At 62.4% G+C, this 19,911-nt stretch carries 20 protein-coding genes; 11 read left to right on the top strand and 9 right to left on the bottom strand.

What is annotated here, in order from left to right; all coding sequences use genetic code 11:
• The first annotated feature begins 8 nt into the window (after positions 1-8).
• Positions 9-770 carry a TVP38/TMEM64 family protein gene (locus tag RN346_RS05645; RefSeq protein WP_263584586.1) on the top strand — a complete coding sequence of 254 codons (762 nt, stop codon included), beginning with the start codon at positions 9-11 and terminating at the stop codon, positions 768-770.
• Here RN346_RS05645 and RN346_RS05640 read toward each other — a convergent pair.
• Both RN346_RS05640 and RN346_RS05635 read right to left on the bottom strand, forming a co-directional pair.
• On the bottom strand, positions 752-2,995 hold the full coding sequence (locus RN346_RS05640; protein WP_311960467.1) for a glycosyltransferase: 2,244 nt from the start codon (positions 2,993-2,995) through the stop codon (positions 752-754). The two genes, RN346_RS05645 and RN346_RS05640, sit on opposite strands and share 19 nt — an antisense overlap.
• 124 nt (positions 2,996-3,119) lie before the next feature.
• Positions 3,120-3,539, bottom strand: coding sequence for a secondary thiamine-phosphate synthase enzyme YjbQ (locus tag RN346_RS05635; RefSeq protein WP_311960466.1), 420 nt, complete (start codon positions 3,537-3,539; stop codon positions 3,120-3,122).
• 93 nt (positions 3,540-3,632) lie between these two features.
• Here RN346_RS05635 and RN346_RS05630 point away from each other — a divergent pair, with 93 nt between their 5' ends.
• Positions 3,633-4,412, top strand: a complete 780-nt coding sequence (locus tag RN346_RS05630) for a zinc-dependent peptidase (protein ID WP_311962409.1) — start codon at positions 3,633-3,635, stop codon at positions 4,410-4,412.
• A gap of 11 nt (positions 4,413-4,423) precedes the next feature.
• Here RN346_RS05630 and RN346_RS05625 read toward each other — a convergent pair whose 3' ends face one another.
• Positions 4,424-5,341: a LysR family transcriptional regulator gene (locus tag RN346_RS05625; RefSeq protein ID WP_263584590.1), complete on the bottom strand. Its 918-nt coding sequence runs from the start codon at positions 5,339-5,341 to the stop codon at positions 4,424-4,426.
• 105 nt (positions 5,342-5,446) lie between these two features.
• Between RN346_RS05625 and RN346_RS05620 the strand changes: the two genes are divergently transcribed.
• Positions 5,447-6,520: a tartrate dehydrogenase gene (locus tag RN346_RS05620; RefSeq protein WP_311962408.1), complete on the top strand. Its 1,074-nt coding sequence runs from the start codon at positions 5,447-5,449 to the stop codon at positions 6,518-6,520.
• Here RN346_RS05620 and RN346_RS05615 read toward each other — a convergent pair.
• A complete protein-coding gene (locus RN346_RS05615) occupies positions 6,517-7,629 on the bottom strand; it encodes an alpha-hydroxy acid oxidase (RefSeq protein WP_311962407.1) in 1,113 nt (370 codons plus the stop codon). The two genes, RN346_RS05620 and RN346_RS05615, sit on opposite strands and share 4 nt — an antisense overlap.
• A gap of 135 nt (positions 7,630-7,764) precedes the next feature.
• On the bottom strand, positions 7,765-8,364 hold the full coding sequence (gene wrbA, locus RN346_RS05610) for an NAD(P)H:quinone oxidoreductase (protein ID WP_263584593.1): 600 nt from the start codon (positions 8,362-8,364) through the stop codon (positions 7,765-7,767).
• A gap of 170 nt (positions 8,365-8,534) precedes the next feature.
• Here wrbA and RN346_RS05605 point away from each other — a divergent pair, with 170 nt between their 5' ends.
• The 7 genes from RN346_RS05605 (at position 8,535) to RN346_RS05575 (ending at position 14,612) form a co-directional block, all read left to right on the top strand.
• Positions 8,535-8,975: a hemerythrin domain-containing protein gene (locus RN346_RS05605; RefSeq protein ID WP_263584594.1), complete on the top strand. Its 441-nt coding sequence runs from the start codon at positions 8,535-8,537 to the stop codon at positions 8,973-8,975.
• A 242-nt stretch (positions 8,976-9,217) separates the two neighbouring features.
• Positions 9,218-10,210 (top strand): succinylglutamate desuccinylase, encoded by a 993-nt coding sequence (locus tag RN346_RS05600; RefSeq protein WP_311962406.1) that lies wholly within the window; start codon positions 9,218-9,220, stop codon positions 10,208-10,210.
• 200 nt (positions 10,211-10,410) lie between these two features.
• Positions 10,411-11,181, top strand: coding sequence for an ABC transporter ATP-binding protein (locus tag RN346_RS05595; RefSeq protein WP_263584596.1), 771 nt, complete (start codon positions 10,411-10,413; stop codon positions 11,179-11,181).
• A gap of 14 nt (positions 11,182-11,195) precedes the next feature.
• Positions 11,196-11,897, top strand: a complete 702-nt coding sequence (locus tag RN346_RS05590; protein WP_263584597.1) for an ABC transporter permease — start codon at positions 11,196-11,198, stop codon at positions 11,895-11,897.
• A 1-nt stretch (position 11,898) separates the two neighbouring features.
• Positions 11,899-12,630 (top strand): ABC transporter permease, encoded by a 732-nt coding sequence (locus RN346_RS05585; protein ID WP_311960459.1) that lies wholly within the window; start codon positions 11,899-11,901, stop codon positions 12,628-12,630.
• 121 nt (positions 12,631-12,751) lie between these two features.
• A complete protein-coding gene (locus tag RN346_RS05580) occupies positions 12,752-13,522 on the top strand; it encodes a transporter substrate-binding domain-containing protein (RefSeq protein WP_263584599.1) in 771 nt (256 codons plus the stop codon).
• A 253-nt stretch (positions 13,523-13,775) separates the two neighbouring features.
• On the top strand, positions 13,776-14,612 hold the full coding sequence (locus RN346_RS05575; protein ID WP_311962405.1) for a TraX family protein: 837 nt from the start codon (positions 13,776-13,778) through the stop codon (positions 14,610-14,612).
• On the opposite strand, the gene RN346_RS05570 is transcribed toward RN346_RS05575, so the two are convergent.
• The 3 genes from RN346_RS05570 to purE all read right to left on the bottom strand — a co-directional run bounded on the left by RN346_RS05570 (position 14,590) and on the right by purE (position 18,006).
• Entirely contained in the window at positions 14,590-16,200 is a 1,611-nt protein-coding gene (locus tag RN346_RS05570) for a diguanylate cyclase domain-containing protein (RefSeq protein WP_311962404.1), read from the bottom strand. The genes RN346_RS05575 and RN346_RS05570 overlap by 23 nt on opposite strands.
• A 167-nt stretch (positions 16,201-16,367) precedes the next feature.
• Entirely contained in the window at positions 16,368-17,483 is a 1,116-nt protein-coding gene (locus tag RN346_RS05565) for a 5-(carboxyamino)imidazole ribonucleotide synthase (RefSeq protein WP_311962403.1), read from the bottom strand.
• Between the two features lie 10 nt (positions 17,484-17,493).
• Entirely contained in the window at positions 17,494-18,006 is a 513-nt protein-coding gene (gene purE / locus RN346_RS05560) for a 5-(carboxyamino)imidazole ribonucleotide mutase (RefSeq protein WP_263584603.1), read from the bottom strand.
• Between the two features lie 204 nt (positions 18,007-18,210).
• On the opposite strand from purE, the gene RN346_RS05555 reads away from it, so the two are divergent.
• Positions 18,211-18,489 (top strand): XRE family transcriptional regulator, encoded by a 279-nt coding sequence (locus tag RN346_RS05555; protein ID WP_311960455.1) that lies wholly within the window; start codon positions 18,211-18,213, stop codon positions 18,487-18,489.
• A 141-nt stretch (positions 18,490-18,630) separates the two neighbouring features.
• On the opposite strand, the gene chrA is transcribed toward RN346_RS05555, so the two are convergent.
• Positions 18,631-19,812: a chromate efflux transporter gene (gene chrA / locus RN346_RS05550; RefSeq protein WP_311962402.1), complete on the bottom strand. Its 1,182-nt coding sequence runs from the start codon at positions 19,810-19,812 to the stop codon at positions 18,631-18,633.
• Positions 19,813-19,911: the final 99 nt, after the last annotated feature.

Here is a 19,911-nt window from a genome sequence, read left to right as displayed (position 1 = left end):
TGAACGGAATGTCACGCACGCTTTTAAAGGGCCTGGGCCTGGTCGCCCTGCTTGTTACGCTCGCCTTCGGTTGGCGCTGGCTGCAGCACTCCGGGTACATGAGCGCCCAGGGACTCAACGACGCCATCGAGTACGTCAGCCGGTGGCGCGACGCCCCCTGGATGTTCGCCGCGGTACTGGTGGTATACAACGGAACGCTTCTGGTGATGTTTCCGCTGACGCTTTTGGTGGTGGCCACCGGGCTATTGTTCGGCCCGGCCTGGGGGCTTTTCTACGCCACGATCGGCACGCTGAGTTTTTCGGTGCTCTCCTACTGGATCGGCCACTGGCTGGGGCGCGACGCGCTGATGGACTACGGCGGGCGCCATCTGCGGGGGCTGTCGGGCTATCTCTCCAAGCGCGGCATTCGCACCATGATCGTGATCAACGTGCTGCCGCTGGCACCGTTTCCGCTGACCAACATGCTGGCCGGCGCTTTTCACCTGCGCTTTCGCGACTACATGATCGGCTCGACGATCGGCATCGTGCCGGGGTTGGCGGCGGTGATTCTGCTGGGCAGCCAGCTCGGGGCGCTCCTGACCGCCGCCAGCCGCCGCGAAGTCGCCTTTGCGCTCGGCGGGCTGGCACTGGGTGCGGCGCTTCTTTACGCCCTGAAGCGCTACGCCGATGCGCGCTCGGCGCGACGCAAGGCGCAGCGTGAGGCGCAGCGCGAAGCCCAAGGTGAGGAAGCGCGTGAACAAACGTGCAAGGATCAGCGCGACGGCGTGTGATGCTGGGCCAGGGTTTGCGCGTAGAAGTGGGTGATGGCGTCGGCGAAGCGCTCGACGTCGTAGTCTTTCGCAAAGGTTCTGGCCTGCTCGCCCAGGGTGTGGCGTAGCGCGGCGTCCCCGCTGATCTCGAGCACTCGCTCGCCCCACACCCGCAGATTTTGCGGCGTCTTGAAGCCGTTATAGCCATCGCGCACCACGTCGTCGATGCCGCTCGAGCGCACCGCCACCACCGGTAGCCCCGCCGCCATCGCCTCCAGAATCACCATGCCTTGGGTCTCCGAGGTCGAGGCGAACACGAACAGATCACCCAGGTGGTAGTAGCTCGCCATCGCCTCCGGCGCGACGGCGCCGGTGAGCGTCACCCGATCCGTCAGCGCAAGCTCGTCGATGCGTGCCTGCAGGCTCTCCCGGTCCGGCCCGTCGCCAATCAGCAAAAGCCGTAGGCGTTCGCCGCCCTGGCCTTGAAGCTGGGCCAGCGCGTCGAGCATGAAGCCGATATTCTTCTCACGGCTCACCCGCGAGACGCTGATCAACACCCGTTCGTTTTCATCGATCTTCCACTGCTTTTTGAGCGCCTCGACCTCCGCGTCGTTCGCTTTCGCGTAGCGGCGGGTATCGATTCCCGTGGGCTGCACCAGCGTCGGCGTTTTCACCCCGATCATACGCAGGTACTCCTCCGCCGAGTAGGTCGGCACGATCACGCCGTCGCAGCGGTTGGAGAAACGCTTGATCAGGTAGTGCGAAATCAGGTTGCGAAACAGCGCCCCGGGCAGCGGCACGAAGTGGGCGTAGTGCTCGAGCCGAGTGTGATAGGTGTAGATCACCGGCACGTTCAAACGCCGCCCCATCCAGAGGCCCATCGACCCCAGCCAGAACGGGTGGTGCACGTGAATCACATCCGGCTGATAGGCGCGAAGGCGCTGGCGAAAGCGGCGGTTGAACGGGTTGGTGAGGCGGAACTCGCGCTTTTCACCGAAGGCGATGAGCGTGGGCAGGCGCTCCACGCCGTCATCGTCCTGGCGCTGCTCGGCGTAGCGCGGCACCAGCAAAGTGACGCTGTGGCCAAGCGCTGCCAGGCTTTTGCGCAGCCGCTCGACGGAGATCGACACGCCGGAAACGAACGGGAAGTAGTTATTCGACACCATCGCCACGCGCAGGGGCTTGCCAAGATACGGGGTCGGGTCGAGATCGAAGTTGGGGTAGTAGTCGCGCTCTTCGAAAATCAGCCGGTAAAGGCGCATCGCCAACAGCGTCAACAGCCCGACGATCAAGAGAAAGCGCGGGTAGCTGACGTAGAAAAACGCGTAGATGGTCGAGGCGATACTGCCAATCAGACGCCACCAGCCGGGCTGATCGACGTTGAGGCGAACCGGGGCGATCTTGACGCCGTCTTTGCCCACCTCGACCACCACGTAGTGGTGAAAGCTGTCCTGAAGGTCCGTCAGGATACCGCCGGCGCCGCCGGTAGTGACGTAATCCACGCCGTTCAAGGTCTGGTGAGAGAACAGCGACAGGTTGGCCGAGAATACCGCGTCCACCTGATAGCGCTCGGCGAGCGTTTGAATGCCTTCGCTCATACGCGGATCGTTCAGGTAATTATCGGCCTCGAACGGTGGCGCTTCGCTGATCACATTGTGAAGCGGCAGCCCCACAAAGACGAAGCGGTGCGTGGCGGTCGAGGCCGAGAGCTCGCGCTCGAGCCAATCGAGCTGCCAGGAGGTCGAGGATTTGCCCGTCCCGTCGAGAAAGATGAAGTGGCTGTCACCGGCCACGAAGGCGTAGAAGTGCGGGCCGAAATACTCGTAGAACAGGTAACTGCCGAAGTCGCTATCTTCGTTGTCGCCGTAGGTGAGCACGAAGGGCATCGTAAGCTTAGAGAGGCTTTCGTAAATCGCCCGGTAGCTCTCCTGCTGACCGCTCGCGACGGCGTTGCCCGCCGAGACCATGAAATCGAGCCCGCTTTCGTTGAGACTCGGCACGATCGTCTTGCCAAACACGTTCACGGAATTATTGATGTTGCCCACCACCGCAAAGCGGTAGCTGTCGCGCCCGGTCAACGCCGTGCGGATCTTCGACACCTCCAGCGTGTGAAGCGATTCGAACTCCGGCTCGCCGGCGTAGAGCCATACCTGGTGGATCACCAGCCCCGCCACCAGCGCCAGGTTGAGCGTAAAGGCAAGGCGCAGCCAGCGCTTGCGAGACAGACGAAGAGAACGTGGGGCCATGGCGCTCGAGATGTTCGACAAGAAGGTGGACGTTGAGAAGCGATCTTTGAGAAACGAAGCGAAAACGGCCAAGCGTAGCACAGCCCCGACGTCTCGCGGGTTCAAACCGCGCTAAAACAGCGCCTCACTCGCCCTGCAGCGTCAGCACCAGCCGGCGGCGCCCGCCGTGGTCGCGATGTTCGCACAGATAGATCCCCTGCCAGGTGCCCAGGTTCAATCGCCCGCGGGTCACCGGCACCTGCACGCTGGCCCCTAAAAGGCTCGCCTTGAGGTGGGCGGGCATGTCGTCGCTGCCCTCGAACACGTGCTGGTAGTACGGCGCATTCTCCGGCACCGCGCGGTTGAAATGGCTTTCGAAATCCGTACGCACCGTGGGGTCGGCATTTTCGTTGAGCGTGAGCGAGGCCGAGGTATGCTGAATGAATACGTGCAAAAGCCCCGCCTCGACCGGGGGCATTTCATCGAGCGCGCGGGTGATCTCGTCGGTAATCAGATGGAAGCCGCGCGGGTGCGCCGCCAGGGTGATGTCACGCTGTTGCCACATGGCGAACCTCCTGAGTCAAGTATCTGGCATCGAATTGGTGAAAGCTGGTCGATTCCGCCACAATACGCAAGTTGCACGCCACGATAGAGACCCATGTTCAAACGCTGGTTCACCCGTGATCCCGCCTCGCCACCGGCGGATATCTGGCGCAAGGCTCGTCAGCAGACGCCGCTTCTGGCCGCACTTACGCCAACGGAGGCCGATCTTCTGGCTGAGCGTGCCTGGCAGTTTCTTCGCACCAAGCGCCTGACCCGTCACGCCGAGCTTTCAAACGCGCCGTTTGAGGATGCCGAGCGGCTGGCCATCGCAGGCCAGGCGTGCCTGCTCACGCTTGGCTGGAGCGACGCCGAGCACCGCGAGGCTTTCGCCAACGTTCACGAGATCGTGATCCTGCCGGAGAGTTTCACCCGCGAGGTGGAAGAGATGGACGAGTTCGGCGTGGTGCATGAGGGCGTCGACGAGCGTGTCGGCGAAACCTCCTACCAGGGCCCGGTGGTCATCGCCTATGCCGATCTGATCGAAAGTGGCGATTTCATCGGCTTCAACGTACTCATCCACGAGCTCGCCCACAAGCTCGACATGGGCAACTCCATGGATATCGACGGCTTTCCGCCGCTGCCCCGCTCGCTCTCGGCCAAGCGCTGGCACGCGGTATTCTCGAGCGTTTGGGAAGATCTCAACGCCTGTCTCGAAAAGGGCCTCACCCCGCCCATCGACGACTACGCCGCCAGCCACCCGGGCGAGTGCTTCGCGGTGTGCTGCGAGTACTTCTTCACCGCGCCGGATCATCTGGTCAACGCCTACCCGGCACTTTATGAGCTGCTGTGCGACTACTTCAATCAGGCGCCTTTGGGGCGCATCAAAACCGCCTGATTCACGCTAGCTTAGGGCAGCGGCGGCACGCGCCCGGCCATTTCGCGGGCCAGTAAATCGATGAAGGCGTGCACCCGGGCGCTCGCGTGGCGTCTGGCCTGGTACACTGCGTAGAAGTCCGCGCGCACCCCTAACCACTCGGGTAAAAGTGCGACCAGCGCCCCGCTTTCCAGGTGCGCATGTACGTCCCACCAGGAGCGCAGCATGACCCCATGGCCATCCAGCGCGAGTCTTGTGATCACCTCAGCATCATTGCTCGAAAGCCGCCCGCTCACCTTCACCGACTGCGCCGGGCCGCGCCCGCCCCTGGGCTCGAAGCGCCAGAGCGGAAAGTCCGTATCATTCTCCTGCACCACCAGACACGCGTGGCGGGTCAAATCCTGCGGGGTGTCGAGTGCCGGCATGCGCTCGATATAGCCCGGTGCGGCGCACAGCACCCGACGGCTTTCGAGAATCCGTCGGGCAATCAGCCGTGAATCCGGCGGCTCGCCAACGCGAATGCCGATATCCAGGCCGTGATCCAACAGGCTCAGGGGAAAGTTGGTCAGCTCCAGCCAGCCGCTCACGCCAGGGTGAGCGTGGCAGAACGCCGACAGCAGTGGTGCGACGTGGGCGCGGCCAAAGCCGAAAGTGGCGTTGATGCGCAGCGCGCCGCTGAGCGCCTGGCCCTTCTCCTCATTGAGCGTGCCTTCGAGCTCGGCAAGCTCCTCGAGAATCAGCGCGCCGCGCGCAAGGTAGCGCTCGCCTTCCGGCGTCAGCGTCAGCCGCCGCGTGGTGCGCGCGGCAAGGCTCACGCCCAGGCGAGCTTCGAGCTGCTTTAGGCGCTTGCTCACCGCCGACAGCGAAAGCCCGAGCGTGCGCGCCGCGGCGGTCAGGCTGCCGGCGCGGGCCAGGTGCTGGAAAAAGGCAAGATCGTCGAGGGCGGCCACGCATTATCCACTCAAAGGCAACAATACCTTGCAGTATAGCCCGATTATTTCCCGCGCCAAAGCCGCTACACTCGGCTGGATCTTCCACCACTCAAGGAGCGACTCATGGCCCACACCATTGCGGTCATCGCCGGCGACGGCATCGGTACCGAAGTCATGCCCGAAGGTATTCGCGCGCTTGAAGCCGCCGCGAAGCGCTTCAATCTCGACCTGGCGTTCACCACCTTCGAGTTCGGCAGCTGCGACTACTACCTTCAACACGGCCAGATGCTGCCGGACGACTGGTTCGAGCAGCTCAAGGGCTTCGATGCGCTGTTTTATGGTGCCGTCGGCTGGCCGGCGAAAGTGCCGGACCACATATCGCTGTGGGGCTCGCTTCTGCAGTTTCGCCGCCGGTTCGACCAGTACATCAACCTGCGCCCCTGCAAGCTGATGCCGGGCATCAAGAGCCCGCTGGCCGGCCGTGAGCCCGGCGACATCGATTTCTACGTGGTCCGTGAAAACACCGAAGGCGAGTACTCGAGCATTGGTGGGCGGATGTTCGAAGGCACCGAGCGCGAGGTGGTCATTCAGGAAACCGTGATGAGCCGCACCGGCGTCGACCGCGTGCTTAAATACGCCTTCGATCTCGCCCAGACACGCCCGCGCAAAAAGCTCACCTCGGCGACCAAATCCAACGGTATCTCGATCACCATGCCCTACTGGGACGAGCGCGTGCTGGAAATGGCCAAACAGTACCCGGAGATCGACGTCGACAAGTTCCACATCGACATCCTGACCGCCAACTTCGTGCTCCACCCGGACTGGTTCGACGTCGTCGTGGGCAGCAACCTGTTCGGCGATATCCTCTCGGATTTGGGCCCGGCCTGTACCGGGACCATCGGCATCGCGCCCTCGGCCAACATCAACCCGGAAGGCCACTTCCCGAGCCTGTTCGAGCCGGTCCACGGTAGCGCCCCGGACATCGCGGGTAAAGGCATCGCCAACCCGATCGGCCAGATCTGGTCCGGCGCGATGATGCTCGAACACCTGGGCCACCTGGACGCCGCCAAGGCGATGGTCGACGCCATCGAAGCGGTGCTCGAAGCGGGGGATCCGCAGGTCTTGACGCGGGACGTCGGCGGGCAAGGCACGACCGAGACCCTGGGCCGGGCGATCGCCGAGAAAATCGCGGGCTAGAACGGCTTGGCAAACGCCTCGGTGCGCCGGTCGATCAGGTGCTCGCGGCCAAGGTGAGTGATATCGGTCACGCCCATGAGCGCCAAATCGCGTGCGAGCTCCTCCTTGACGAGGTTCAGGGCGTGGCGCACCCCGGCCTCGCCCGCAACGGCGGCGGCGTAGTTCATCGGCCGGCCGATGAACACGAACGCGGCGCCCAGGGCGAGCGCCTTGATCACGTCGGTGCCGCGGCGAAAGCCGCTGTCGATCATGACCGGGATGTGCTCGACCGCGTCGACCACTCCCGGCAGCGCCTCGAGCGCGGCCGGGCTGTAGTCGAGCTGGCGTCCACCGTGGTTGGAGACGATCACCGCGTTGCCGCCCAGCGCCTCGACCCGTTTTGCATCCGCCGGGTTGAGAATGCCTTTGACGATCAGCTTGCCCGGCCACAGCGCCCTGACCCGCTCGAGATACTCCCACTGCAGGTGGCTGCGCCCGGAGAAGTCGCGATTGACGTTTTTCGACATCACCGCAATACCCCGCGTGGCGTAGTTGTTCTCGAAGTGCGGCATGCCGTGGTAATAGATCGTGTGTAGAAAGGTGCCGAAAAGCCAGCGCGGGCGCGTGATGCCATCCAGCGCCAGGCGTAGGCTCGGGCGCAGCGGCGACGAAAATCCGCTCTTGCGGTTGTTGTCGCTGTTGGGCGGCACCGGATAATCCACGGTGATCACGAGCTTTTTGTACCCCGCACGCTCAACGCGCGCCAGCAGCACCTCCTCCAGTGGTATCAGCGAGCTTCCGCTGAGAATCATCGGCACGCCTTCGCGGGCCGCCGCTCGGGCCTGAACGATATCACCGCGGTAGGCGGACAGCGCGCTAATGCCCATCGGCGCAATACCAAAGGGCGCGCGGTAGGTCTCCCCCCAAAGCTCGGTTTGCAGCGAAATGTATGAGACATCCACCAGCGCCTGAGGCATCAGCCCGAATTGATCGAAGCAGCGGCGGTTCGCCGCGTGGGTATGGCCCTCCTCGGCGCTGTTGGCGATATAGCCAAATAGCGGGCGCGGCAAGTGGCGGCGCCCCAGCGCTTCGAAGTCGTGCAGGTTGCGGGCTTTGTCGAGTCGGCTCACGCGAGATTCCTTTCAGGTGGACGCCCCATTTCAGGTCGATGCCCTAAAACGCGCAAACCCCACGGGAGTGGGGTTTGCGGGGCTAACGGGCACTATAGTAGCGCTTGGCAGCTGCCAAACAATTAGCCCATGGTCTCAGCGGGTGAGCTTCGCGGTAATGCCCGCCACGTGTTTGCCCTGAAAGCGCGCAAGCTTCAGTTCGCGCTCGCTTGGCTGGCGGGAGCCGTCGCCGCCGGCAAGCGTTGCCGCGCCGTAGGGATTGCCGCCGGCGACTTCGGAAATGTCGAACTGCTCTTCGATGCCGTAACCGATCGGCACGATCACCATGCCGTGGTGGGCAAGCGTGGTCCAGGTGGAGGTCACGGTCATCTCCTCGCCGCCGCCGGTGCCGGTGGAGGTGAATACGCTTGCCACCTTGCCGCGCAGCGAGCCGTTGGCCCACAGGCCACCGGTTTGATCAAAGAAGGTGCGCATTTGGCCGGCCATGTTGCCAAAGCGGGTGGGCGTGCCGATGATGATGCCATCGTAGTCGGCGAGTTCGTCGGGTTTGGCTTGTGGCGTTTCGAAGTCCTGCTTGCCGCCGGCGTTCTTGTAGGCCTCCTCGGGCATGGTTTCCGGCACGCGCTTGACCGTGACCTCGACGCCGTCCACTTCCCTGGCACCTTCGGCGACGGCCGCGGCCAGGGTATCCACGTGTCCGTACATGGAATAGTAAAGTACCAGTACCTTGGTCATTGCTCTCTCCGTTTGAGTCGACAGATAAACCGCCTTTTAAGCCTAGCGGAAAATTAACCCAAGTGAAGGTCGCGGTGGCGTCGCTTGAATTGCCGGCGTTTGTATCTTGCGCTTTTGCCCATCCCGCACTAGTTTTCAATGCGACCGTCACAGCAAAAAGGGAGTTTTACATGACGATTTTCGAAGCGCTTCGTAAGGACCACGACATTCAGCGCGACCTGCTGGCCAAACTGGTCGAAACCCACGGTGATAGCAGCGAGCGCGATACGCTCTATCAGCAGATCCGCGCCGAGCTCAAGTACCACGCCAACGCCGAAGAGCGCGCGCTGTACATTCCGATGATGGACATCGACCTCACCCAGGAGAAGGCCCGCCACAGCGTCGCCGAGCACCACGAAATCGACGAGCTGATCGAGCTTCTGGACGAAACCGACTACAGCGCCAGCAACTGGCTGGTGCACGCCAAGGAGCTTCAGCACTTGGTGACCCACCACCTGGACGAGGAAGAGCAGGAAGTCTTCCAACTGGCCGGGCGTGGCCTGCCGGAACAGCAGAAAACCTCGCTGGCCGGTGAGTACCAGGACGAGATGCAGCGCCAGCGCGCCGAGTAATTCATGTCGTCCCAAAGCGCTTGACCCGACAGGGCAGGCGCTTTTTTGTGCCTGTTCACTGCGATCCCACTGCCCAAGCGAACGTCGGCTTACACCCACGCCCGCCTCTTTTACAGCCTGGCGACACCGCTTTTTGTTTAACCCGGCCCAACGTGCTACATCTTCTAGTCTCGAAAACGAATAGCTCGAAAGACAGATAGCTCGAACAACAAATATCGCGAAAGCAATAGGGAGAATCGCGCATGCTGAGCCAGTGGCTGGACGGGGCGCTCGATGACAACATGCCCGCCAGGCGTGAGGGCCGCTTCGCCAGCGGCCACTACCGCCTTGGCGCCCCCGGGGTGCTGGAACTCATCCCGAACGCCTCGAACACCAATGCCTACGCCTGCGTCTTTTCCGCCGCGATTCACGGCAATGAAACCGCCCCGGTGGAGCTTCTGGGCCAGTGGCTCTGCGCGCTGGAAGCGGGTAGCGCGCGCTTAAGCGCACCTGTGCTGGTGATACTGGGCAATATTCCCGCCCTCAAGGCGCAAACCCGCTTTGTGGAGACCAACCTGAACCGGCTTTTCGAGCGCGGCCTGACCCAACAAGGCCAGGAGGCCGACCGGGCTCGCGAGCTGATGCGCGAGGTGGATCGTTTCTTCGAGCGCCATGAGGGCCGCCCGCGGCTTCACTACGACCTGCACACCGCGATCCGCCAAAGCCTCTATCCGCGCTTCGTGGTCGAGCCCTTTGGCGAAACGGCCACTAACGCCCGCCAGTGGGCCTGGCTTGCCGGCGCCGATATGCAGGCGGTGCTGCACCAGCACCAGTCGAGCTTCACGTTCTCTCACTACAGCAAGCACTACCATCAGGCCCAGGCGTTTACCTTCGAGCTTGGCCAAAACGCGCCCTTTGGCCAAAACGATCTGGCGCCGCTTGCTCCCATGCTTGAGCTCATCCAGGCGCTCGGCGCCGGCGAAACGCCAAAAGAGGGCGCCGAGCTTCCGCGCTTTTTCAGAGTCGAGCACGAGCTGATGCGTCGCTCGCAGGCTTTTACGCTCTGCTTTGACGAGGACGTGGCGAACTTTACCCGTTTCGAACCCCACACCAAACTCGCCCAGGACGAAGAGGCCGGCGACTTCATCGTCGGTGAAACGCCGCTTCACGTGGTGTTCCCCAACGCGCGGGTAGAAATCGGCGCGCGGGCAGCACTTTTGGTCACGCCGGCCGCCAGCCGAGCAGTCAGACCATAAACGCCCTACACTAGGCAAAACCGTTGAACACGATCGAAGGCGGCGCTCACAGGCCGCCAGGATCAGCGCATTAAATCGCATAACAACGAGCGCATCGGGTATAAGGCCTGATAGAATCGCTCCCTTTTTCGCGCCAGCCGCTACGAATATCCGTGTCGACACCGTTCGCTTAAGCGGCAACTCTGCTCTGGAGCCTGGTTATGGCCACTACACCGACCCCTCTTGAAGTGCGCAACATCAAAAAGCGCTTCGGGGATACCGAAGTTCTCAAGGGACTCTCACTCGAAGCCCACAAGGGAGATGTCATCACCCTGATCGGCGCTTCGGGCTCGGGAAAAAGCACGTTTCTTCGCTGCATGAACCTGTTGGAGCAGCCCGACGAAGGCGAGCTGATCGTCCACGGCGACCCCATCCGTTTCAAGAACACGCGCCAGGGGCGCGAACCGGCGGATAAGAAACAGGTCGTTGCCATGCGGGCGAAGCTTTCGATGGTGTTTCAAAGCTTCAACCTCTGGGCGCACATGACGCTTCTGGAGAACATCATCGAAGCCCCCGTGCACGTGCTGGGCCAATCGAAAAAGGAAGCCACCGAACACGCCTACGCCCTTTTGGAGCGCGTGGGCCTGACCGCGCGTGCCAAGGCGTACCCGGCGCAGATGTCCGGCGGACAGCAGCAGCGCGGCGCTATTGCCCGGGCGCTCGCCATGGACCCGGACGTGATGCTGTTCGACGAGCCGACCTCGGCGCTGGACCCGGAGCTCGTCGGCGACGTGTTGAAAGTGATGCGCGATCTCGCGAAAGAGGGCCGCACCATGATCGTGGTGACCCACGAAATGAACTTTGCCCGCGACGTCTCGAGCCAGGTCATTTATTTGCAGGAGGGGCTGATCGAGGAGTCCGGCACGCCCGGGGAGGTGCTGGACAACCCGCGCTCGCCCCGGCTCAAGCAGTTTCTCACCCCCAACCACTGACCGACGAGGCGACCATGCTGGATTTGCAAGGCTACGGCCCGCGCCTTTTCGAAGGGGCGCTCGTCACCGTCGAGCTCGCCGCGCTTTCGCTCGGGCTTGCGATCATACTGGGGCTGATCACCGCCACGGCGAAAATGTCACGAAGCTGGATTCTTCGGCGCGTGGCCGGCGTCTATACCACGCTGATTCGCGGCGTGCCGGATCTGGTGCTGATGCTGCTGTTGTTCTACGGCGGTCAGATCGGCGTCAACGCCATCAGTGACGTGCTCTACTACAACTACGATATCGATATCTACTTAAGCTTCAACGCCTTTGCCGCCGGCGTGCTGACCATCGGCTTTATCTTCGGCGCCTACATGGGCGAGACCTTTCGCGGCGCCTTCATGGCCGTGGACGCGGGCCAGATCGAGGCAGGCAAGGCCTACGGCATGGGCAGCGCCCTGCTCTTTCGCCGCGTGCGCTTTCCACAAATGATGCGTCATGCCCTGCCCGGCCTCTCCAACAACTGGATGGTGCTGTTGAAAACCACCGCGCTGGTCTCGGTGATCGGGCTGACCGACATGGTGCGCGTCGCCGCCGAGGCCTCGCGCGCAACTCACGAACCCTTCGTCTTCTTGATTCCCGTGGCGGTGGCGTACCTGCTCATCGCAAGCGTCACCGAGTGGATCTTCGCGCGCTTGCAAAAGCGCTACGACATCGGCTTCGGGGAGCACTGACATGTTCGATCTTTCTACCTGGTATCACGACCTGCTCGACGGCAACGCCATCTTCACCCCGGCCACCATGGCCCACTACTGGGAGGGGCTCGTCACCACCACGCAGCTGGTGTTTCTCTCGCTGGTAGTAGGCCTGGTGCTGGCGGTGCCGCTGGCCATCCTGCGAAGCTCCAAACGCAAATGGATCAGCCTTCCCATCTACGCGTACACCTACGTGTTTCGCGGCACGCCGCTTCTGATCCAGCTCTATATCATCTACTACGGCGTGGTGTTTTTCGATGGCATTCAGGAGAGCGTTCTCTGGCCGATCTTTCGGGAAGCCTTCTATCCGGCGCTGATCGCCTTCACGCTCAATACCGCCGCCTATACCACGGAAATCTTTCGCGGCGCGATCAAGGCCACCGCCAAGGGGGAGCTCGAGGCGGCGCGGGCCTACGGCATGTCGGAGTCCTTGATGATGCGGCGCATCGTGATTCCCAGCGCCTTTCGCCGCGCCCTGCCCGCCTACGGTAACGAGGTGATCTTCATGCTCCACGCCAGCGCCATCGCAAGCGTGGTGACACTGATGGATTTGACCGGCGCGGCGCGCTACGTCTACTCGCGCTTCTACACGCCCTTCGAGCCGTTTCTGTTCGTCGCGCTGATCTATCTCTGCCTGACCTTCGCCATTCTGTTCTTTTTCCGCTTTCTGGAAAAGCGGCTGTTGGCGCACCTGAGCCCGCCGTCGCTGTAAGCGGCGGCTGCGTCAAACGAACGTTGGTTTTTAATGCGTTTTCGACTTTGCGCTCGCCCTCGCTTGGGTTAGGTTAAAGAGGACCAATAAATACACCCGTTCACGACAGTGGAGTTTGATGATGAAAAAACTGCTTTCGCTCTCTTTGGTAGGCCTTGCGGTCGCCGCCGCATCCTCGGCCCAGGCGCGCGACTACGATACCGTGCGCATCGGCGTGGACGTTCCCTACGTGCCCATGGAGTACCGCACCCCGGAAGGCGAGCTTACCGGTTTCGATATCGACCTGGGCAACGCGCTGTGTGAAGAAGTCGGCGTGACCTGCGAGTGGATCGAGCAGGAGTGGGACGGCATCATTCCCGGCCTTCTGGCGCGCAACTACGACGCCGTGATGTCGTCGATGACGATCAACGACGAGCGCCGCCAGCAGGTGCTGTTCTCCGAGCCCTATATCACCATGCCGTCGGCCTGGTTCGCGGCAAGCGATCTGGACATCAGTGAAGCCAATGAAGAAACGCTGGACGGCCTGACCATCGGCGTTCAGCGCGGCACGCTGCAGGACAACTACGTCACCGACAAGTACGGCAGTATCGCCGACATCAGCCGCTACTCCACCGCCGATGACATGGTGCTGGACATGGACGCCGAACGTCTGGACATCGTTTTCCTCGACTTCCCGATCGGTCAGTCCACGCTGGTTGAAAGCGACGAAGGCGACTACACCATCGTCGGCGAGCAGATCACCGAACCCAAGGAGTACTTCGGTGACGGTTTTGGCATCGCCTTCCGCCAGCGCGATGAAGACCTGGCCGAACGCTTCAACGAAGCGCTCGCGACGCTGCAGGAAGATGGCACCTACGACGAGATTCACGCGCGCTACTTCGACGGCGAATAACCTCTTTTCGTAAGCGTCGAGCAAGTATGCAAAACCCCGGCAAACGCCGGGGTTTTGCTTTTTGGGGCAACGCTTGAGAGCTTTGAGGTATAGTACGGATAAATAGATAGTACGTTTGGACAGTACGTAGGGATCATACGCGCGGCTCCCCCCCGAGCGACGAACGCGCCGCTGGCGAACGCGCGACCGGGCTTGAACTCGACGCGACCGATCAAGTCTGAAGCCATTCTGGCCATCTCAACACGGAGGTTTTATGGCACACGCTCCCGGCGATACCGCCCCCCCGGCTTCTTCGCCGCGACCCACGGCGGCGGCGGCTGATCGCCCGCTATCACACTGGACGGCCTGGGCGCAGTGGCTGGCGCTTTTGACCATGACCATCGACCACCTGGTGCGCTACGTGCTCCCGGACAGCTGGGATTTGAGCTGGGCGGGGTCGTCGATTGGGCGCATCGCCTTTCCGCTGTTCGCGGCCATGGTGGCCTGGCATGGGCTGTTCAATACGCGTAATCCGCTGCGCTACGCCCGGCGGGTACTGGTCATCGGTCTCATCGCCCAGGTGCCGTACATGATGATGCCGCGATCGAGTGATGCCTTCATCCTCAACGTCTGCTTTACACTGGCAAGCGGTTTGGCACTCGGGGCGCTGGCCCGCCAGGGCTGGCAACACTACCGTCAGGAGACGCTCGGGTTTGGCTGGCTGCTACTGGGGGCGGCGGTGGCGGTCACGCTTTGGTATCTGCTCGGCTTTTGGGTCGAGTATGGCCATAACGGCCTGATGCTGATCCCGTTTTTCATGTTCGCTATGTACGCGCTCAACGATAGCGACAATGCGCTGAAATCGAGGCTCTGGGCGGGGCTGGCGGCGTTTCCGGTGCTCTGGATCGCCGGCCAGATGAACGCCTCGGACATGTCCAAGTCGTTCACCGTGGGCACGTGTATCGTCGTTCTCATCCTCGCCGCCGGCGGCGCCCGCTACGTTCCGAGGGTGTTCAAAAACATGCCGCGGCGGCTTTGGCTTGCCTGGTATCCGGGCCACTTCGCGCTCATCGCGCTTTGGGTGGTGCTTAGCGGTCAATTAGCGATGTAACGCGGTCAGGCAGCGCGGCCTTTTTCATGACGTCGCGCATTTCCGGGCGGTAGCGGCAAAGCCGCGCCCGCCCTTGCGCCTTGGCCTGGTACATCGCGACATCGGCCTGCTTGAGGATCTCGGCATGGTCGCACTCGTCGGCATTGAAGCAGGTGTAGCCCATGCTCGGCGTCACCTCTACCTGCTGGCTCTCCAGGTGATAAAACCCGCCCAGCTTGCTTCTCAGCGTTTCCAGGCACGCCTTCGCCATCTCTTCGGCCCGGTCGTCAAAGGGCCAGTCGAACAGTTTGAGCATCACGAACTCATCGCCACTTAGCCGTGCCGCCATGTCGTCGTCGCCCAGGTGAGCCTCGAGACGCTTGGCCACCTGTATGAGCAGATCGTCCCCGGCGGCGTGGCCGAAGGTATCATTGATCATCTTGAAGCGGTCCAGATCCAGAAACATCACTACGCCGGTTCGCTCGCGGTTTGAGGATTCCTTGCAAAGCGACATCAGCCGCTCGATGAACAGACGCCGGTTGGGCAGATCGGTCAGCGAGTCGTAGTAGGCCTGGCGGTAGATGGTCGCCTCGTGCCGGGTGCGCTCGGTGAAATCCTCGACGATCGCCATCCCGCCGATGCGATGGTTATTGTCGCAATTCACGCCGTTGAAAATGGCGCGCAGCGGCGTACCCTTCTCAGCGCCGGGCAGATAGAACGTACCTTCGAAATAGCCCGAGCCCTTCTCGAGGCTGTCGCGTACCCCTTGAGCGACCTGCTGATTCGCCGAGCGGTCGAGCATGCGATAACCCATGAAGCTGTCACGCGTGCCGCCCAGAATTTTGAGCAATTGCTCGTTACAGTCGGTGATCACTCCGTTGCGGTCGAAGTGCAGCACCCCCAGCGGCGAGTGGTCGAAGATCGAGCGGTAGCGGTTTTCACACTCCTGCAGCTGCGCCTTGCGCGACTCGACACTCACCTTGAGCGCGATGTTATCGTGAATGATGCGATGAAACCGGATACAGGTGGTTAGCATCAGTGCCAAAAATACCAGCACGACAATGCCCATCAGTATCGATAGCATGGTTGCTCGCAACAAGAAGACGGCGGCCAGCGGCAGTAAAATGAGGCTGATGAAGCCAACCCCAAGCCACTTGACCGGTGAAAGCGTGGTCGTGCCGCCGGCGGCGATACCGCAGGCGATGACCGCCAGCGCCGCGGTTTGAGTCGGATCGGTCGGGGCAAAAAAGAGGACCCCCGCGGCCCCCCAGAGGGCCGCCGAGCCAAGCGAGCCCGCGCTAAAAATGTAGAGCCACCGTTTTTGATGGGCGCTGGCCGTGCCCTGCTCATACCAGCGAGCAAACACCAGCCGCAACAGTGATATGGCGCCAAGCGTTAAAAACCAGGCCATGACGGCCACCGGCGAATGCGCCGACCAGAGGATCGCGGCGGTAAAGGCGGCCACGACCAGGCTGCTGACAACGGGCTGCCATAGATTTTCATATAAAAGTGCCACTTTCGCCGCTTCAAGATCGCATAGCGAGAGCGGCTCATCGGCGTCGACGGGGCCATATTGGGCAACCCCGGCGAGTTTAAGCTTCCACAGCATGTCCATTCCCTGTGCTGTTGGATCGCCTAAACAAAGGCAACCCGTCTTCGTTCAATGAAGTCTTGAGCCGTAGTTGTAAACGATTTATCTCGTTAAAGCGAATACCAAAATCGACTTATAAAAAAACCGCCTGACATCAGGCGGTTAATGAAGCGTTATCGCGCCCCTTACAGGGTGAAACTCCACTTTACCGAAGGGGCCTCCGGCAGCAGCGTCTGGCACCGACGAACTTTCTCCAAAAGCTCTGCGTGCGAGTCGGCGAGAACATTGATGTGCGCAAGCTTGCGCCCGGCGCGCTCAGCCTTATCGTAGCGATGCAGGTGAGCATGCGGGATTGCCAGAAGCGCGGCGTTGTCGCCTTCGCGGCCGATGACGTTGACCATGCAGGTCGGCGCCATGGCCTCGGTCGAGCCCAGCGGCAGCCCTTGAATCGCCCTCAGATGATTTTCGAACTGACTGGTCGCGGCGCCGTCCATCGTCCAGTGGCCGGAGTTGTGCACACGCGGCGCCATCTCGTTGGCCAACAGGCTTCCATCTTTGGCTTGGAAAAGCTCCAGCGCCAGCACGCCGACGTAGTCGAGCTCGTCGAGCAACTGGCGAATATAGCCATCGGCCAGTGCCTGGACGCTGTCGTCGAGATCCGGTAGCGGTGCCACGGAGTAGCGCAGAATGCCGCCCTCGTGCTGGTTCTCCGCCATCGGGTAGAACACGACCTCGCCGTCGCGACCGCGCACCGCGATGATCGATACTTCGCGCACGAAATCGACGAACGCCTCGACGATCAGCTGGGAATGGCCAATCGACGCCCAGGCATCACCGGCCTGATCGGCGGATGTGAGCACGGCCTGGCCCTTGCCGTCGTAGCCCTCGGTGACCGACTTGGCGACCACCGGGCAGCCAAGCTCCTCGGCGGCCTGGGCCAGCGCCTCGGCGCTCTCCACCACGCGGTAGGCCGGCGTGGGAATAGCAAGCCGGTCGAACAGCGCCTTCTCTTCTACCCGGTTTTGGCACACCGCGATCGCTTTACTGCTGGGATAGACCGGCTTGTGCTGCTCGATCTCGCGCACCAGCTCGACCGGCAAGTGCTCGAACTCGTAGGTCACGACATCGACCTTCTCGAGAAACGTGGCCAGGTGCTCGTTGTGCGGGTCGACGATCACCTCGCCAATGCCCGCACTGGGGCTCCCGGTGGTGTCCAGAAAGGTGAAACGATTGCCCAGCGGGTAGCCTGCCAAGGCGAGCATACGACCGAGCTGGCCGGCACCCAAAACGCCAATGTTCATGGTGGTCTCCTCAGGCCTGATCGGTATCGATGCGGGGGTCCGGGTTATCGAGCACGGCTTGGGTCTGCTCGGCGCGAAACGCCTCGACCGCCTCGCGCACGGCGCTATCCTGAAGCCCCACGATCTGCGCGGCCAGAAGGCCTGCGTTGGTCGCCCCGGCCTTGCCGATGGCTAGCGTTCCCACGGCGATACCGCCGGGCATCTGGGCAATGGAGAGGAGCGAATCGAGCCCCTTGAGCGATTTGGACTCCACCGGCACGCCCAGCACGGGAAGCGGCGTTTGAGAAGCCACCATGCCCGGCAGGTGCGCCGCCCCGCCCGCGCCGGCCACGATCACCTGAAGCCCGCGCTCCGCCGCACCCTTGGCGTAGTCGAACAACAGATCCGGCGTACGGTGCGCCGAGACCACGCGGGTCTCAAAAGCAACGCCCAGGCGCTCGAGCATTTGGGTGGCGTGTTCCATCACGGGCCAATCGGATTTGGATCCCATAATTACGCCCACTTGGGGTGCGCGGCTGGACATGGATTCGCTCCTCGGCCGAAGGCCATCAATCGGTAAAAGATGAAAAGCCGCAAGGCTTGGCTATAATTTTAAAGGCGCATAGTTTACCAGAGCGGGCCGAATTAGGGGCTTCGATCGGTGGATGAAATTTTAGCCGGATCAGGCATTGAAAAGCGCTTCCGATAGCGTCATTGTGTAGGTGTCACTTTTGACCCATGGAGTCACATGAGTACGGCAACGTCGACTGCTCACGCAGAAACGCTGGACCCTCCTCGAAGCAGCCCTGACCTCGACGTCAGGGAATTGGAAAAACGCACGCGCTTGATGCGCATCATCACTCGTCTGGTCGCCGTATCGGATCTGGGAAGCCGCGAAATCGCCCGCCGGGCCGGCCTTCCCGTCCAGAAGATCAGCGACCTGCTCGCCGGAAGGCTCGAGCATCTGAATCTGGACGAACTCAACGTCCTGCGCCGCACATTAGAGCTGGAGGCGCCAACGCCATAGCCTCCAGGTGTGAACCGATAAACGCCTCGCCAAACGCGAGGCGTTTTTTTGTGCTCAAAGCACGGCTTGGCCCGTCATGAATAAGCCCGTCATGAATAAGCCCGTTATGAATAAGCCCGTTATGAATAAGCCCGCCATGACTCAGCCCAGCACTATTCCACCCAACAGGACGATGATCACGACCGCCCAGGCGGGCAGGCGCCACACGCTCAGCAGAAGAAAACCGGTGAGCGCCAGCGCGACATCGATAGGCACCAGCACCGCGCTGACCCACACCGGGTCGAAAAGCGCGAGCCCCAGAATGCCCACGACCGCCGCACTGGCGCCACGCAGAAGTGCCTGGGCACGCTCGCCGCGGCGAAAACGGTGCCAGAACGGCAGCACCCCCACCAGCAGTAAAAAACCGGGGGCGAAAATCGCCACCAACGCCAGCGCCGCCCCGGCCCCGGCATTGACGCCCGGCCACAGCGCGCCAAGGTAAGCGGCGAAGGTGAAAAGCGGCCCCGGAATCGCCTGGGCGGCGCCGTAGCCGGTCATGAAAGCATCATTTGAGATAAGACCTGGCTGAACCGTTTCGGCGCTCAGAAGCGGCAGCACCACGTGGCCGCCGCCAAAGACCAGCGCCCCGGCGCGGTAAAAGGCATCGACCATATCGAGCCACAGCGCCATCGGCGCCAGCAGCGGCAACGCCCCCAACAGCAGCGCGAAAAGCGCAAGCGCGGCGGCCCCGGCGCGGCGCGAGACGCCAAAGGAGAATGTATTCACCTCCCCCCGGGGCGACGGCGACCGGCAGAGCCAAAGCCCCGCCACCGCACCCAGCGCAATGGCGCCGACCTGGCCCGCCGGGCCGCTTGCGAGCGCGGCCACGAACACCGCGCCCAGCGCAATCCCCGCCCGCGCTCTATCCGGGCAAAGGCTTTTCGCCATTCCCCAAACGGCGTGGGCCACCACCGCCACGGCCACAAGTTTGAGGCTGTCGATCACGCGCTCGAACAGCGGGCCCTCGAGTGCTGTCGAGCCCAACGCGAACAGCGCCAGCAGCAGCGCCGAAGGCAGCGTAAACGCCACCCACGCCGCGGCAGCCCCCCAGGGGCCGGCGCGCAAGAGCCCGAGCGCAAAGCCTACCTGGCTGCTCGCCGGGCCGGGCAAAAACTGGCAAAGCGCCACCAGTTCCGCATAGGCCGCCTCGGATAACCAGCGACGTCTGACGACGAATTCGGTATGGAAATAGCCCAGATGCGCGACGGGGCCGCCAAAAGAGGTGCAGCCCAGCCACAAAAACGTTCGAAAGACATCGAAAACTCGCCCGTGCCGACTCGCCATCGAAAGGCCTCCTCATGAAACGAAAGCCCCACTCTAGCCCAGCCGTTTGACGCGGACGTGACAAAAAAAGGGCCGCGAGTGCGGCCCTGGGCGTTGGCT

It is taken from the genome of Halomonas sp. PAMB 3232 (genome assembly GCF_031954225.1).
Taxonomy (GTDB): domain Bacteria; phylum Pseudomonadota; class Gammaproteobacteria; order Pseudomonadales; family Halomonadaceae; genus Vreelandella.
The sequence above is the reverse complement of the archived record's forward strand: the minus strand, read 5'-3'. Positions and strand labels throughout refer to the sequence as shown.